Source organism: Collinsella sp. HCP28S3_E12, assembly GCF_052065595.1.
Classification (GTDB): domain Bacteria; phylum Actinomycetota; class Coriobacteriia; order Coriobacteriales; family Coriobacteriaceae; genus Collinsella.
Genome location: NZ_JBQHTS010000006.1, coordinates 45976 through 61214, shown reverse-complemented (window position 1 = coordinate 61214; position 15239 = coordinate 45976). Strand labels below are relative to the sequence as shown.

Sequence of the window (15239 nt, the reverse complement as noted above, 5' to 3'; positions counted from 1 at the left end):
AAAACGGATCATTGCTCTCCGTGGTGATGTCGATGATTCGTTTTCCTCCGTCCCCTTTGGATCAATTAGTATTCGATGCCTTGGCGGGCTAGGAGGCCTTCGTCGAAGTAGTGTTTGACGGGGCGCATTTCGGTTACGAGGTCGGCAAGGTCGGCGAGGGGCAGCAAACCGCGGCCAGTGAGCACGAGCTCCGTGGTGGTTGGTTTCATCGCGATTAACGCTTCGACATCTTCGCGCGTCACAAAGCCCCGTCGCATGGCTTCTCCCAGCTCATCCAAGATCAGCACGTCGACTTGGCTAATCTGTTCGCGCGCCAGCTCCATGATCTGTGCGGCACAGGCTTCGGGCGTGTCGCGGTCGGCTTGTACGATGCAAAGCCCCAATCGAGGAGCTGCGTCATGTTCGGCGCAGTGCAGCTTCTTGGCAAACTGAAGCATGAGCACGTTAAGTCCATAGCCCGTGGCGCGCAGCGCGAGCCCCAGCGCAGCCGTCGTCTTGCCCTTGCCGTCGCCCGTATAGATTTGAACCTTGCCGACTTCCAGTGATGCCATCTCTGTCCTTTCGTGCCCGGTGTCGGTTTATCGCCGGCCGGGTTGGGTATTCTAGTTAGCATTATCAACCCCAGTAGATGGAGTTCAAGCAGATGGAGATGGATGACAACAAACGTAGACGGAATATGATCCTCTACGTGCTCATCGCCTTCGTCGTCTACCTCGTGCTCTCGACCGTTCTGTTCCCCAACATCGGTCACACGCAGCAGATTACGAAGACCGATTACTCGACGTTTGTCAAAGCGCTCGACAAGAAGAGCGTCGATAAGGTCGAGTACAACACGGACGATTACTCGATTTATTACACCAAGAAGGGCGAGGACGAGAACATCGCCTACAAGACGACCGGTGTGCCGAATGATGCGGGCTTTACCGATCGCGTGCTTGAATCTGGCGCCTCGCTTGAGTCGGTCGTTCCCGATAAGAACTCGGGTCTGATGACTTACTACCTGCTTACCCTCATTCTTCCCATGGCGATTTTCTTCCTGATCGGCTGGTGGCTCAACCGCCGCATGAAGAAGGCCATGGGTGATGACGGCCCGTCGATGAACTTTGGCGGCGGCGGTTTTGGCGGCGGTGGACTGGGCAAGTCCGGCGCGCGTGTGATTGCCTCCAAGGACGTGGGCGTGACCTTTAAGGATGTCGCTGGCCAGGAAGAGGCCAAGGAGTCCCTCAAGGAGGTCGTCGACTTTCTGGAGAAGCCGCAGCGCTACGAGGAGATTGGCGCCAAGCTGCCGCGCGGTGCCCTCCTTGTCGGCCCTCCGGGTACCGGTAAAACCCTGCTTGCCAAGGCTGTGGCGGGCGAGGCTGGTGTGCCGTTCTTTAGTATTTCGGGCTCTGAGTTTGTTGAGATGTTCGTCGGCCGCGGCGCCGCCAAGGTTCGCGATCTGTTTAAGCAGGCCAAGGAAAAGGCCCCGTGCATCGTCTTTATCGATGAGATCGATACCATCGGCAAGAAGCGCGACGGCGGCGGCTTTAGTGGCAACGACGAGCGCGAGCAGACGCTCAACCAGCTGCTGACCGAGATGGACGGCTTCGATAACCACAAGGGTATCGTCGTCCTCGCTGCCACCAACCGTCCCGACAGCCTTGACCCGGCCCTGTTGCGCCCCGGTCGTTTTGATCGCCGCATCCCCGTTGAGCTGCCCGACCTGACCGGCCGTAAGAACATTCTTGAGCTGCACGCCAAGAGCGTGAAGACGCAGCCGCCGATCGACCTGACCGCGATTGCCCGCGCCACGCCCGGTGCCTCGGGCGCCGACCTGGCCAACATTATCAACGAGGGCGCCCTGCGTGCCGTCCGCGAGGGTCGCAAGCGCGCCACGCAGGACGACTTTGAGGAGTCGGTTGAGGTCGTCATCGCCGGTCAGCAGCGCAAGTCCACGGTGCTGTCCGACCACGAGAAGCAGGTCGTTTCTTACCACGAGATCGGTCATGCCATCGTTGCCGCTCGCCAGAAGGGCTCTGCGCCGGTCACAAAGATCACCATCGTGCCGCGCACGAGCGGTGCTCTGGGCTACACCATGCAGGTCGAGGAGGACGAGCGCTTCCTGACCACGCGCCAGGAGATCCTGGACAAGCTCGCCGTCTATTGCGGTGGCCGTGCAGCCGAGGAGCTCATCTTTGGCGAGATGACGACCGGCGCCGCCAACGATATCGAGCAGGCCACCAAGCTCGCCCGTAACATGGTGACGCGCTTTGGTATGTCCGATGAGTTTGGCATGATGGCGCTCGGTACCGTGCAGAACGCGTACCTTAACCAGGATACGTCGCTCACCTGCGCCCCCGGTACGGCCGAGCGCGTGGACGCGATTGTCGCCAAGCTGATCGAGGATGCGCACGACCGCGCCCTGCAGATCCTGAAGGAGAACAAGTTTAAGCTCCACGAGCTGGCTCGTTATCTGTACAAGAAGGAGACGATCACGGGCGAGGAGTTTATGAATCTCCTCACGCGTGAGAATCCGCTGATGCCAAAGCAGCAGTAATACTAGTTGCGCAGTGCTTTCGCCCCATTTGAGTGTCCACCTCAAATGGGGCGTTTTGCTTGGGAAGGGTTGTATATGAAGATCGTGGTAAGTGCCTGCTTGATGGGCGAGAGCTGCAAGTATAACGGGCTCGATAATTATCATCGCGAGCTTGTTGAGGCTTGCGAGCGCACGGGAACCGAGGTGCTCCTCGTGTGCCCTGAGGTTTTTGGCGGCCTGCCCACACCGCGCAAGCCGTCCGAGATTGTGAACGGCGAGGTCCGTACCTGCGAGGGCGCCTCGGTCGATCGTGAGTTTCGCCTGGGTGCCGAGCGCGCACTCGACATGTGCGAGCAGGCGGGCGGGCCGGAAGAGATCGCCGCGTGCATCTTACAGGACCGTAGCCCCTCGTGCGGTGCAGGTCGCGTCTACGATGGCACCTTTAGCGGCACGCTCACCGCGGGCAACGGTGTCTTCGTCGACCTGCTCCTGCGCCACGGGTACCGTGTGATTCCCGCAAGTGAATTTGACCCGAGCATGTTGGAATAGCAAATGAAAGGGGGCGGCTATCGAGTAGATGGTCGCCCCCTTTACTGGCAAGCTAAACAATTTCAACAGATATTCAATGGCGTTTGCCCAGATAAAACCTGCCAAAATAAACCTGTCCCTTTTTGGTAGGTTAAACCTGTCCCTTTTTGGTAGGTTAGGCGAGGAGCGTGTGGCCGTAGGCGTTGGCGGCCTTGATGGCGGCGGCGAACTTCTCGTCGGTGAAGGGCTCGGGGTTACCCTGCTTCCACTCGTTGGTGGCGTGCGCGTACTCGCACAGGGCAGGGATATCGGCTTCGGAAAGCCCGACCTGCTCAAGCGTTACGGGCAGGCCCATCTGCTTGTTAAAGGCGGCATAGCGCTCAAGGTTCTCGTTGTCGCCCGTGTAGGCGAACAACACGAGCACGCCCAGGCTTACGACCTCGCCGTGCAGGTAGGTGCCCTCACGCGGAATGCTGCAAGTGGCGTTGTAGAACGCGTGTGCCACGCTCGAGTTGTAGTAGTAATCGTTCTGGTTGGTCAGGTTCGAGGCATATCCCGTGTTGACCACGATGTCGAGCGCGATCTGCTTGACGGCCTCGCTCGACAGGTCCTGGCGCACGTCCTCAAGACCCTGGACGCCATAGTTAAACAGCGGCTCGGAGCAGGTGTGGGCGAGTGCCAGGCCAAGACCGGCGGTGTGCTCCAAATTTCCGGCGCTCGTGGCGTACTCGACCTCGGGCTGCTTGGACAGGGCATCGCCTACGCCGGCCCAGAAGTACTTTGCCGGTGCCTCGGCGATGATCTTGGGGTTGATGAAGATGTGCGCGGGGCGGTTGGGGTACGAATAGCCCTCGAGCGAGCCGTCGTCGTTGTAGACAACGGCAATGGCGGTCGCGGCGGAGCAGTTGGAACAGATCGTCGGCACCGTAAAGACGATCTTCTTGAGCTCGATAGCCGCGGTCTTCACGGTGTCGAGTGCCTTGCCACCGCCGCAGGCGATAAGCACGTCGGCTTTCTGGCAGGCGGGGGAGTTTACGACCTTGGCGATATTGGCGCGTGTGCTGTTGGTGCCGTAGACGCGCGTCTCCAGAACCTCGACGCCGGTGCCTGCCAGCGCGGCTTCGATACCGGGAAGTGCTGCAGCCAGTGCTCGCTTGCCACCGATGATTGCGACCTTGGTCGCACCGTATTCGGCCAGCGCGCCGGGCAGCTCGTCGAAGCAGTCCTCGCCGACGGTATAGTCGCTCATTCCGATCGTGCGCATAGCAACCTTCTTTCGTTCGATAAAGTGCTTTCAGGTATTTTGCTCCTAGAGAAGGTCCACAGCCGCGAGAAATTTCGAACGTATAAAACCGGTGTTGAGGGTTTTTCGTCGGCGCGGAACGTGCTAGCATACTCCGCATAAGCGTTGATGGGGACGAGTAGTCGGCCGTCCGCATGCTACAGAGAGCGGGGAGCGCTGAGAACCCGTGCATGCGACCGATGAAAATCACCCCGGAGCTGCGGTCCCAACGGACGTGCCGCGCAGGCACGTCTTAGTAGATATCGCCGAGATGGTCGTCGATACAGGCCAGCCGAGTAACGGATGCGAGCGCGCGGCGACGCGGGCGAGGGCATCTAAGCTGGGTGGTTAAGCGAAGAGCTTTTACGGGCAGACTGCCTGTCTTGTGGCGCTTCGTCCCAGCTTGCAGGGACGGGCGCTTTTTTGGTGCCCAGAGGGCGTGCGCGCCCATGACAAGAAAGGGGTACCGTGGCAAACGAGTACAAGCAGACGATGAATCTGCCCAAGACCGGTTTTCCCATGCGTGCCGGTCTTTCCAAGTCCGAGCCCAAGCGACTCAAGGACTGGCAGGACAACAAGGTCTACGAGCAAGTTCTAAAGAAGAACAAGGGTCACAAGAAGTTCGTGCTGCACGACGGCCCTCCGTATGCCAACGGCCCGATCCACATCGGCCACGCCATGAACAAGATCTCTAAGGACATGATCAACCGTTACTGGATGATGCAGGGCTACGAGGTTCCCTATGTCCCCGGTTGGGACTGCCACGGTCAGCCGATTGAGCACAAGGTCGAGGAGAAGCTCGGCACCGAGAAGTTCAACCAGACCTCCACGGCTAAGATCCGCGAGCTTTGCAATAAGTTCGCTGTCGAGAACATCGAGCTGCAGAAGGCCGGCTTCCGTCGCCTGGGCGTGCTTGGCGACTGGGACAATCCGTATCTGACGCTCTATCACCAGCATGACGCCGCCGACATCGAGGTCTTCAAGGCCATGTTCGACAAGGGCATGATCTATCGCGGTCATAAGCCCGTCCACTGGTGCAAGCACTGCCACACCGCGCTGGCCGAGGCCGAGATCGAGTACTCCGACGAGACGAGCCCGTCCATCTTCGTGCGCTTTGAGATGACCACTAAGCCTGCCGGTCTCGAGAGCTTCGACGGCCCGGCTGACTTCATCATCTGGACGACCACGCCGTGGACCATCCCCTCCGACCAGGCCGTTTCCCTTAAGCCCGGCGCCGCCTATGTTGCCGTTGAGCACGATGGCCGTGCCGAGGTCATGCTCGAGGACCTGGCTCCCAAGTGCTGTGAGGAGTTTGGCTGGGAGTACACCCCGGTCATGGTCGACGGTAAGCCCTATGTGGTTCCCGCTGAGACCTTCCACCACATCCACTACAAGCAGCCGATCTTTGACGGTGTCGAGGGCGTGGCGCTGCTGGCCGATTACGTCGGCGTCGATGACGGTACCGGTATCGTCCACAACTCGCCCGGCCACGGCGTCGACGACTACTTCGCCTGCCTCAAGGAGGGCATCACCGATATCTGCATGCCGGTCGATGACGACGGTAAGTTCTACACCGGCGAGGAGTTTGGTACCGGTGGCCCCTTCAGCGGTATGGATACCGACGAGGCCAATCCGCACATCATCGAGTTCCTGCGCGAGCGCGGCACCCTGGTCCTCGAGAAGAAGATCACGCACAGCTATCCGCACTGCTGGCGCTGCAAGCACCCGGTGCTCTTCCGTGCTACCGACCAGTGGTTTGTCTCGATGGACAAGACCGGTTTGCGCGAGCAGGCTGGCAAAGAGATCCGCGAGAACGTCAAGTGGTATCCGGCTCACGCGGCCAACCGCATCGGTGCCATGGTCGAGCAGCGTCCCGACTGGTGCATCAGCCGTCAGCGCAACTGGGGCGTGCCTATCCCCAGCTACACCTGCGCCGACTGCGGCGAGAAGGTCATGAACGACGCCACGCTCGACGCCGTCATCAAGCTCTTCCACGAGAAGGGCTCCGACGCCTGGTTCACCGACGCTCCCGAGAGCTACCTGGGCGAGGCCTGCGTCTGCCCCAAGTGCGGCGGCCATCACCTCAAGGCCGATAAGGACATCCTCGACGTGTGGTGGGACTCCGGCGTGTCCTGGAAGGCCGTCTGCGAGTATCGCCCCGAGCTTGAGTACCCGGCTGATGTGTACCTCGAGGGCTCCGACCAGCACCGCGGCTGGTTCCAGAGCTCGTTGCTCACCTCGGTGGGTGCCAACGGCCACGCCCCGTACAAGGCGGTCGTCTCGCAGGGCTTCACGCTCGATGGCCAGGGCCGCAAGATGTCCAAGTCGCTCGGCAACGTCATCGACCCCAACAAGGTCTGCGACGAGATGGGTGCCGATATCATCCGCCTGTGGGTCGCCTCGGTCGATACCAGCTCCGACGTCTCCATCGACCACGAGATCCTTGCTCGTACGTCCGATGCCTACCGTCGTTTCCGCAACACGCTGCGCTTCCTGCTCTCCGAGCTCGAGGGTCAGTTTGAGCCCGAGACCGACGGCGTCGCCTTTGCCGACCTGCTGCCGCTCGACAAGCTCATGGTTGCCCGTCTGACCCAGGTCCAGGCCGAGGTCGACGACGCCTACGCCAGCTACGAGTTCCCGCGCGCCTACCGTGCGCTCTACGACTTTGTGGTTACCGAGCTTTCCAACGTGTACCTCGACGCCCTGAAGGACCGCCTGTACTGCGACAAGCCCGGCTCGCTCGAGCGCCGCAGCGCCCAGACCGTGCTGGCCGAGCTCTTCTCGATGCTCATGCGCGACCTGCAGCCGATCCTGTCCTACACGATCGACGAGGCCATGGCCTATGCGCCCGCCGGCTGCGTCGATCACCAGAAGTACGCCGCGCTGCTCGATTGGTACAAGTCGCCCATCACGGTCGACGAGGCCAATGAGTTCGAGGGCGTGCTCGAGGCCTCGCTCGAGCTCCGTAGCGCTGTGACCAAGGCCCTTGAGGATGCCCGCTCCGCCGGCACCTTCACCAAGAGCCAGCAGGTCCGCGTCAAGGCGGTCGTTCCCGCCAAGATGTATGCGCTGCTGACCGGCGACAAGGCCGTCGATCTGGCCGAGTTCTACATCGTCTCCGATGTTGAGCTGACCCAGGGCGAGGAGCTTTCCGTTGCTATTGAGGCCGCCGAGGGCGAGTGCTGCGACCGTTGCTGGAACTATCGCACCACCGTCGGCGAGTACAACGGTCACGCGCATATCTGCAAGCGCTGCGCGAATGCCTTGTAGTTACGCGGTTTTACCAAACCGCGTAACAGGTTGACGCTGCAAACCCGCCAGAGCGGCAATCTGCCTTTCAGCTTCGGCGGCATGACCAGAAGGTCTATGCCGCTTCGCTTCAAGGCACCTTGCTCGCTCTGGCGGGTTTTCTCTCATATGACCCAATCCGCTGTTAGTCTTTTTGGGACGGGGCTTTTTTAGCTGCCCTACCTCAAATAAGGACTTAATCTTCGAAAGCGCTGGACTGGGTAGCTAAAAAAGCCCCGTCCCAAAAAGACTACCCGGTGAAGGGACAAGGGGACAGCCCCTTTGTCGCATTGGTGGATATGTCGTGCGTTCTGCGTATGGCAATATAAGATGGTTATTTGCGTTAAATGGAATTCGATTGTTTTGAGGGTAGGGGATTTCTTTGGGTCGTGGTGCGGATATGACGCCGCCTTTGCGTTGGCGGTTGGGTGTTGCTGGTGGGGTGGCGCTCTTTGTGTTGCTTGTTGACCAGCTGACCAAGCTTGCGGTTCGTGCTGTGGGCGATACCCTGCATATGACTGTTATCCCCGGCGTGATCGATTTTGTGTTTGTCCGCAATATCGGAGCTGCCTTTAGCATGGGCGAGGGGCATGGCATAGCGTTTGCCGTGCTGGCGCTTGCGGCTATTGTCGCCATTGCCGTGTACTTGCTCCGTGCTCCTCAGCTCGCTCGCCTAGAGGTCGTGGGTATGGCCATGGTTGCGGGCGGCGCCATCGGCAACGCGATCGATCGCCTGGCCATGGGCTTTGTGACTGATTTTATTGCCACTACCTTCATTGATTTCCCCGTCTTTAACGTGGCCGATATCGGCATTACCGCCGGTGTCGTGCTGGCGCTCATCGGATACATGTTCTTGAGTCCCGCCGCTCGCGAGGTCGATGCGACCGCCGAGCTCAATGCCCGTGACGAGGCCCGCGCCAAACGTAAAGCTAAGCAGCGTGGGGAGCGTGCCCGCAAGATTCGCGAAAGGAATGAGCGCTAATGGCCGACATCCATATTCTCGTTGCCGACGATTGCGCCGGTCAACGTCTCGACGCCTATCTGGGCGCCAACGATGGCTGTCCCACACGCTCTGCCTGCGCGCATCTGATCGAGGGAGGCGCCGTTGCCGTCAACGGCGAGACCTGCCTATCTAAAAAGTATGCCGTACGCTCCGGTGACCGCATCTCGGTCGACCTGCCCGAGCCGCATGACCCGACCGACGTGATCCCCGAGGCCATCCCGCTCGACATTCGCTATGAGGACGACTATCTCATGGTGCTCTCCAAGCAGCGCGGCCTGGTGTGCCATCCTGCGCATGGTCATGAGAGCGGCACCCTTGCGAATGCCTTGGTCTATCACTGCGGCATCGACCATCTGGGTACCGTGCAGGGCGAGGACCGCCCCGGCATCGTGCATCGTCTGGATCGCGATACCTCGGGTCTTATGCTCGCGGCTAAAGACGACGACACCCAGCGTGCGCTTCAAAATCTCATCCGCACGCGCACGCTCGACCGTCGCTATATTACGCTCGTTCACGGGCACATCGCCATGGACGAGGGCACTATCAACACCGGTATTGCCCGATCGACGCGCGACCGCGTGAAGATGGCGGTTTCCGATGACCCCTTTGCGCGCCAAGCCATCACGACCTTTAAGGTCCTTGAGCGCTTTGATTCCACGCGTTTCGACGACGGCTACACGCTTGTCGAGTGTCACCTGTTTACCGGCCGCACGCATCAGATTCGCGTGCACATGCGCCATATCAACCACGCCTGCGTGGGCGATCCACTCTATGGTAAGTGCGATGCTCGTGCCGATCAGAGTTTGACCAGGCAGTTCCTGCATTCCTGGCGTGTGGCGTTCGATCATCCCGTGACGGGGGAGCACATCGAGTGCCGTGACGAGCTGCCATGGGATCTTGCGGCGGTTCTGGATGATCTGGCCCCGCGTTCGCTGGGTCGCACTGCCGCTGGCAACGAAATCGTCCCTCAGCTCGGTCTGCTCGAGGCCTAGCCAGTATTAGGTGGTTTCTTGAACTCCGTAAGCCTGCGGTAAGATATACGGTTGTTTACGTCACGCGTTCCTGGGAGCCTGCATGCTCGCCTTTTTACAAACCAACACACCTATCGTGATCTTCAACCAGATTGTCGTCACGCTGCTTACGGTCTGCTTTCTGTACCAGGTGGTCTTCTTTGTCATCGGCGCTCTTCGTGGTGAGGTCGCGCCTCCCAAGGCCAAGAAGCTCCATCGTTATGCCTTCTTTATCGCGGCGCATAACGAGGAGGCCGTGATCGCCAACCTCGTGCGCTCCATTAAGGACCAAGATTATCCGTCCGAGCTTATCGAGGTCTTCGTGGTCGCCGATGCCTGCACCGACAACACGGCGCAGCTCGCGCGTGAGGCGGGCGCCGTCGTCTATGAGCGCAATGACTTGGCCCGTAAAGGCAAGAGCTGGGTCATGGACTATGGCTTCGACCGCATCCTTAACGAGTATCCCGATACGTTTGAAGGCTACTTTATCTTCGATGCCGATAACGTTATCGCCCGCGATTACGTGTCCAAGATGAACGATGCTTTTGACCAGGGCTTCCATGTTGTTACGAGCTATCGCAATTCCAAGAACTTTGGCAGCTCGTGGATCTCGGCAGCTAATGCCACGTGGTACCTGCGCGAGGCGCGCTTTCTCAACAACGCGCGCAACATCTGTAAGACGTCTTGCGCCGTTTCGGGTTCGGGCTACCTCATCTCCGCCAGCGTTATCGAGGGTATGCACGGCTGGCAGTTCCACACGCTGACCGAGGATATTCAGTTCACCACGTTCTGTGCCATTCACGGCATTCGCATTGGCTATGCGCCGGCGGAGTTCTTTGACGAACAGCCCGTGACGTTTAAGGCATCCTGGAAACAGCGTATGCGTTGGACCAAGGGTTTCTACCAGGTGTTCTTTACGTACGGTAAGCACCTGGTCAAATCGACCTTCCGCTATCATCGCTTTGCCGCCTACGACATGTTTATGACGATCGCACCGGGCATGCTGCTCTCTCTGATCTCGATGCTCGCTAATGCGACGTTCCTCATCGTGGGCGGCCTTTCGCACGGTTTCTTGGCTACCGAAGTCGAGATGCAGGCGTGTGCCGCTTCGCTCATTATGACCTTCGCTATGATGTATCAGACTTTCTTTATCCTGGCGCTGCTCACGACTATCTTTGAATACAAGCATATTCACTGCGCGCAAAAGTGGCGTCTGGTAACCAACCTGTTTACCTTCCCGATCTTTATGTTCAGCTATATCCCCATTACGGTGGCAGCGCTGTTCTTGAAGGTCGACTGGGTGCCGACGCAGCACGCCGTAAGCGTTACCCTCGACGAGGTCATGCAGGGCGCCAAATAACCACCATCAAAACCACCACAAAGGGGATATAGAACCTTTGCGGTGGTTTTACGTTTGAGCGCTCAGTTGAGGGGTTTCGATGTTCTATATCCCGTTTTGGATTTGCATCTTTGCCGGCGCGGTGATTGATGCCCGCGAGCGGCGGTTTCCCAATGAGCTTGCCGGCGCGTGTGCGGTGGCGGCGTTTGCAGGCGTCTGGCTCGACAAGGGCGTTAACATGGCGCTTGACCACGCCGGTCTTGCGGTCATCGTCTACCTTGCCCTTGTGCTTACTGAGTCACTCTGGCGTCGCCTTCGCCATGCCCCTGGCGTTGGCATGGGGGATGCCAAGGCGCTCTTTGCCCTTTGCGCCTTCGATCCCCTGGGCGGTGTCGTCGCGTTTGCGGCTGCGCTTCTGACCCTTGCCGCCGCCTGTCTCATCGTAAAATCGCGCTCGCTGCCTTTGCTGCCGTTTTTGGTGCCAATATTTGCCATAATCGAGTTCGTGGGTAGTACGCTGTAACCGTTTGCGCGCCCTTTTTAAGGAGCATGCCATGGCAATCAATCAACAGACAGCCGCCATCAAGGCGCGCCTGGATCGCATTCCCGCGGCGTTGTCGCCCGAGCTGGTCGAGCGTATTGCCGCCGACCGCGCCTCGGGTGTCGTTAATCCCTATCGATGCGGTGACGACCAGGCCATCCGCCGTGTCGATCGGGCCGCAGACGAGGGCACGCTTATGCGTCCGGCCTTTATGCGCGATATCGAAAAGATTCTGCATCTGCCAGCATACACACGTTATGCAGGCAAAACGCAGGTCTTCAGTTTTCGCAGCAACGACGATCTGTCGCGCCGCGGCCTGCACGTGCAGCTTGTCTCGCGCATCGCTCGCGATATCGGGCGTGCTCTGGGCCTCAACTGCGATCTGATCGAGGCGATTGGCTTAGGCCACGACTTGGGCCACACGCCCTTTGGCCATGCCGGTGAGCGTTTCCTCAACGACATCTATCATGAGCGCACGGGGCGTTATTTTTTCCATAATGTGCAGTCGGTCCGCGTGCTCGACGCGCTGTACGGCCGCAACGTGTCGCTCCAGACGCTCGATGGCGTACTGTGCCACAACGGCGAGTACGAACAGCGTGTTTTTGAGCTTTCGGACATGGGTTCCTTTGACCAGTTCGACCGAACCGTCGAGGAATGCATTGCCACGGGTTATAGCGTAATTGAGCACCTGCGCCCCATGACGCTCGAGGGCTGCGTGGTTCGCATCTCGGATATCCTTGCCTACGTTGGGCGCGATCGCCAAGACGCCATTGCGGCGGGCCTGCTGTCACCCGACGCCTTTGACGATGACCTGGGCGGTGCATACAACAGCTGGATCCTTACGCATGCCTCTATCGATATCGTCGAGCACAGCTATGGCAAGCCGCGCATCGAGATGAGCGAGGACCTGTTTGAGGAGATCCGCCGGGCCAAGCGCGAGAACTACGAGAAGATCTATAGCAAGGGCGGCATAGAAGGCGACTCCGAAGCGGAGCTGCGCGAGGCCTTCGAAAAGCTCTATGACCGTTGCCTGCGGGATATAAACGAAGGCGACGAGTCCTCGTATATCTTTAAGCACCACATTTCTCGCATTGAGCAGCAGCTTTCCTACTACGATCGCACCTATGCATGGCAGGACGATAAGGACCAGACGGTCGTGGATTACATTGCGAGCATGACGGACGGTTATTTCTGCGAGCTCACGAGCAAGCTGTTCCCGGGATTGATGTTTCCGCACCGTACCTATATTAACGAACGGTAGTTCGTATATATTCGGTATACTGTTCATGGAAAACGTTTTTGAATGATGCACGGGATGGCTATGGACGACCTTTTTTCTGCTTCGACGCGTGAGCGTTCCTTTCAGAATGCGCCGCTTGCGGTGCGCATGCGGCCCAATTCGCTCGACGAGTACGTGGGCCAGCAAAAGGCCGTCGGTAAGGGCTCGTGGTTGCGTGCCGCGATTGAGCATGACGTGCTGTCGAGTGTGATTCTGTATGGGCCGGCCGGTACGGGCAAGACGACGCTGGCCCACATTATCGCCAACCATACCAAGAGCGAGTTTGTCGAGGTCAGCGCCGTGACGGGCACTGTGAAGGACCTTCGCCGCGTGATTGACGAGGCCAAGACGCGCCTGAATACGTACGACCGTCGCACCATTCTTTTCATCGACGAGATTCACCGCTTCTCCAAGTCGCAGCAGGATGCCCTGCTGCATGCGGTTGAGAACCGTACCGTCATTATGATTGGCGCTACGACGGAGAATCCGTACTTCGAGGTCAACTCGGCGTTGCTCTCGCGCGGTCGCGTGGTGGAACTTGAACATTTAAAGGACGAGGATATCGCCACGCTTATCGAGCGTGCGCTCGAGGCGCCGCAGGGTTTGAACGGCAAGTTCTCGGCCGATGAGGATACGGTTAAGACCATCTGCACGCTGGCTGCGGGTGACGCTCGCTCGGCACTCACGACGCTCGAGCTTGCGAGCGAGATTGCCGTCACGCGTCCCGATACCGAGGGAACGCCAGCGCCGGCGGCGGGGGAGCGTTATCCCATTACCGTGGATGACGTAAAGATTGCCAATCCGCGCCGTGGTTTTTCGTATGACAAAAACGGCGACATGCACTACGACATCATCAGCGCGTTTATTAAGTCTATGCGCGGCAGCGACCCCGATGCCACGATCTATTGGCTCGCGCGCATGATCGATGCGGGGGAGGATCCTAAGTTTATCGCTCGCCGTATTATGATTCAGGCTTCTGAGGATGTTGGCAACGCCGACCCGCAGGCGCTATTGGTGGCGCATGCCGCGTTTAAGTCTGCCGAGGTCATCGGTTATCCCGAGTGCCGCATTAATCTGGCTCAGGCTGCACTCTATGTGTGCTTGGCGCCAAAATCCAACGCGTGTGAGGCCTCGATTGATGCGGCGTTGGCCGATATTCATTCAAGTGGGCTGCGCGAGGTGCCGGGCTATCTACGCGATCGTCATCGCCCGGGCAGCGACGAATACGGTGTGTATAAGTATCCGCATGATTATCCCGAAGGCTGGGTCGATCAACGCTATTTGCCCGAGGGGCTGGAGCGCGGTGCGTTTTGGCAGCCTGCCGGCCGCGGCTGGGAAGAGTGGCGTGTAGAGCAAAGCGAGCGCGACCGTAGCGGGAATGCACCGAAGTAGCTGCTGGTAATTTTGTCTCACGTTGCTGCTTTTGGCATGTTCGGCCACCTTTGGGGTACCATGAACAGCGTCTGTATTTCGATTCCTTCGGGAGGCTTGTATGAGTCCCATCCAAATCGCCCTGCTGCTGCTCGCCGTTGCCGGCGTGTGGGCTGTCATCGAGCTCGCGCTCACGCTGCGAAAGACCCGCACTGTCGTTGATTCGCTCGACAAGACGGTGAGCGACCTTAACAACACCATCGCCGAGGCTCAGCCCGTGGTTGCAAAGCTCGATGGCGCCGTCGATGAGCTCACCCCCGCGCTGGCGCAGGTTGAGCCGCTCCTCAAGTCGAGCAAGACCGCCGTCGACGCCCTTACCTCCAATCTCGTAGAGGTCGAAGCCGTGGTTCGCGACATTTCCGAGGTTACGGGCAGCATGGCCGAGGCCAGCAATGCCGTGTCGAGTGTGACCGACTCTGCGGCCGGTGCCGTTCAGAAACTCTTTAACAAGGTGAAGGCTCCCGCGGTCGACGCCGAGCATAATCTTTCCGCTGCCGCCGAAGCCGAGCAGCCGACCGAGCGTGTCCTGATTGGCGAAGCCGGGGACGATGCCGCTGCCGGTGACGATGATGCACAGAAGCCTGCTGCTAAAGCAGCCCGGTATTACACCTACACGCCCGCCGAGACCTCCGAGGAGTCCTGCGATGAGTAGTGAAGCAACTTGCTCTATCACGCTGACTGTTGCCGGGGATCCGCGTCTGGCACGCTTGGTGCGCATGACGGCGGCTAATGTCGGCGCGCTGTGTTCCATGTCCGTCGATCGCATCGAGGACATTCGTATGGCTGCCGAGGAGGCCTTCATCTTTGGCTGCACGGCCGTTGATTCTGACGTTATCTCGATCAAATTCGATGTCGACGAGTCTCACGTGGGCATGACCTTCACCTTTGGCGACCAGGCGACTGTCGATGAGGATGACCAGGCCGCCGTATATGCCGAGCTCATTCTGGCAAGCGTGTGCGATTCCTACGAAAAGACTGCGGCGCCCCTGACGCTTTCCCTCGATCTCAAGGCGGATATCTAAT

Annotated in this window: 13 protein-coding genes; 11 read left to right on the top strand and 2 right to left on the bottom strand. The window is 59.2% G+C overall.

Annotation, left to right across the window (positions count from 1 at the left end; all coding sequences use genetic code 11):
• Positions 1-65 precede the first annotated feature (65 nt).
• Positions 66-551 (bottom strand): cob(I)yrinic acid a,c-diamide adenosyltransferase, encoded by a 486-nt coding sequence (locus tag ACTNBY_RS03800; RefSeq protein WP_154515476.1) that lies wholly within the window; start codon positions 549-551, stop codon positions 66-68.
• A gap of 92 nt (positions 552-643) precedes the next feature.
• On the opposite strand from ACTNBY_RS03800, the gene ftsH reads away from it, so the two are divergent.
• Together ftsH and ACTNBY_RS03790 are read left to right on the top strand one after the other, a co-directional pair.
• On the top strand, positions 644-2536 hold the full coding sequence (gene ftsH / locus ACTNBY_RS03795; protein ID WP_195838531.1) for an ATP-dependent zinc metalloprotease FtsH: 1893 nt from the start codon (positions 644-646) through the stop codon (positions 2534-2536).
• Between the two features lie 75 nt (positions 2537-2611).
• Entirely contained in the window at positions 2612-3064 is a 453-nt protein-coding gene (locus tag ACTNBY_RS03790; RefSeq protein ID WP_441063418.1) for a DUF523 domain-containing protein, read from the top strand.
• 154 nt (positions 3065-3218) lie between these two features.
• Here the strand turns inward: ACTNBY_RS03790 and ACTNBY_RS03785 are convergent, their stop codons facing one another.
• Entirely contained in the window at positions 3219-4307 is a 1089-nt protein-coding gene (locus ACTNBY_RS03785; protein ID WP_441063417.1) for an iron-containing alcohol dehydrogenase family protein, read from the bottom strand.
• Between the two features lie 510 nt (positions 4308-4817).
• Between ACTNBY_RS03785 and ileS the strand changes: the two genes are divergently transcribed.
• The 9 genes from ileS (at position 4818) to ACTNBY_RS03740 (ending at position 15238) form a co-directional block, all read left to right on the top strand.
• Positions 4818-7595 (top strand): isoleucine--tRNA ligase, encoded by a 2778-nt coding sequence (gene ileS, locus ACTNBY_RS03780; protein WP_441063460.1) that lies wholly within the window; start codon positions 4818-4820, stop codon positions 7593-7595.
• Between the two features lie 418 nt (positions 7596-8013).
• Entirely contained in the window at positions 8014-8595 is a 582-nt protein-coding gene (gene lspA / locus ACTNBY_RS03775) for a signal peptidase II (protein WP_441063416.1), read from the top strand.
• The gene (locus ACTNBY_RS03770; RefSeq protein ID WP_441063414.1) at positions 8595-9608 is read left to right on the top strand and encodes an RluA family pseudouridine synthase; all 1014 of its coding nucleotides are present in this window, start codon (positions 8595-8597) and stop codon (positions 9606-9608) included. The genes lspA and ACTNBY_RS03770 overlap by 1 nt, the downstream gene beginning before the upstream one ends.
• Before the next feature lie 82 nt (positions 9609-9690).
• On the top strand, positions 9691-10986 hold the full coding sequence (locus tag ACTNBY_RS03765) for a glycosyltransferase family 2 protein (protein WP_154515488.1): 1296 nt from the start codon (positions 9691-9693) through the stop codon (positions 10984-10986).
• Positions 10987-11065: 79 nt separating this feature from the next.
• Positions 11066-11488, top strand: a complete 423-nt coding sequence (locus ACTNBY_RS03760; RefSeq protein WP_441063413.1) for a prepilin peptidase — start codon at positions 11066-11068, stop codon at positions 11486-11488.
• A gap of 31 nt (positions 11489-11519) precedes the next feature.
• Positions 11520-12767 (top strand): deoxyguanosinetriphosphate triphosphohydrolase family protein, encoded by a 1248-nt coding sequence (locus ACTNBY_RS03755; RefSeq protein WP_441063411.1) that lies wholly within the window; start codon positions 11520-11522, stop codon positions 12765-12767.
• A 60-nt stretch (positions 12768-12827) separates the two neighbouring features.
• Positions 12828-14177: a replication-associated recombination protein A gene (locus ACTNBY_RS03750; protein ID WP_441063409.1), complete on the top strand. Its 1350-nt coding sequence runs from the start codon at positions 12828-12830 to the stop codon at positions 14175-14177.
• A 100-nt stretch (positions 14178-14277) separates the two neighbouring features.
• Entirely contained in the window at positions 14278-14868 is a 591-nt protein-coding gene (locus tag ACTNBY_RS03745) for a hypothetical protein (protein ID WP_441016303.1), read from the top strand.
• On the top strand, positions 14861-15238 hold the full coding sequence (locus ACTNBY_RS03740; protein WP_154515503.1) for an ATP-binding protein: 378 nt from the start codon (positions 14861-14863) through the stop codon (positions 15236-15238). The genes ACTNBY_RS03745 and ACTNBY_RS03740 overlap by 8 nt, the downstream gene beginning before the upstream one ends.
• Position 15239: the final 1 nt, after the last annotated feature.

Excerpts from the sequence above, each read along its gene's own strand:
- ACTNBY_RS03800 (WP_154515476.1), bottom strand. The coding sequence starts at position 551 with ATGGCATCACTGGAAGTCGGCAAGGTTCAAATCTATACGGGCGACGGC.
- ftsH (WP_195838531.1), top strand. The coding sequence starts at position 644 with ATGGAGATGGATGACAACAAACGTAGACGGAATATGATCCTCTACGTG.
- ACTNBY_RS03790 (WP_441063418.1), top strand. The coding sequence starts at position 2,612 with ATGAAGATCGTGGTAAGTGCCTGCTTGATGGGCGAGAGCTGCAAGTAT.
- ACTNBY_RS03785 (WP_441063417.1), bottom strand. The coding sequence starts at position 4,307 with ATGCGCACGATCGGAATGAGCGACTATACCGTCGGCGAGGACTGCTTC.
- ileS (WP_441063460.1), top strand. The coding sequence starts at position 4,818 with ATGAATCTGCCCAAGACCGGTTTTCCCATGCGTGCCGGTCTTTCCAAG.
- lspA (WP_441063416.1), top strand. The coding sequence starts at position 8,014 with ATGACGCCGCCTTTGCGTTGGCGGTTGGGTGTTGCTGGTGGGGTGGCG.
- ACTNBY_RS03770 (WP_441063414.1), top strand. The coding sequence starts at position 8,595 with ATGGCCGACATCCATATTCTCGTTGCCGACGATTGCGCCGGTCAACGT.
- ACTNBY_RS03765 (WP_154515488.1), top strand. The coding sequence starts at position 9,691 with ATGCTCGCCTTTTTACAAACCAACACACCTATCGTGATCTTCAACCAG.
- ACTNBY_RS03760 (WP_441063413.1), top strand. The coding sequence starts at position 11,066 with ATGTTCTATATCCCGTTTTGGATTTGCATCTTTGCCGGCGCGGTGATT.
- ACTNBY_RS03755 (WP_441063411.1), top strand. The coding sequence starts at position 11,520 with ATGGCAATCAATCAACAGACAGCCGCCATCAAGGCGCGCCTGGATCGC.
- ACTNBY_RS03750 (WP_441063409.1), top strand. The coding sequence starts at position 12,828 with ATGGACGACCTTTTTTCTGCTTCGACGCGTGAGCGTTCCTTTCAGAAT.
- ACTNBY_RS03745 (WP_441016303.1), top strand. The coding sequence starts at position 14,278 with ATGAGTCCCATCCAAATCGCCCTGCTGCTGCTCGCCGTTGCCGGCGTG.
- ACTNBY_RS03740 (WP_154515503.1), top strand. The coding sequence starts at position 14,861 with ATGAGTAGTGAAGCAACTTGCTCTATCACGCTGACTGTTGCCGGGGAT.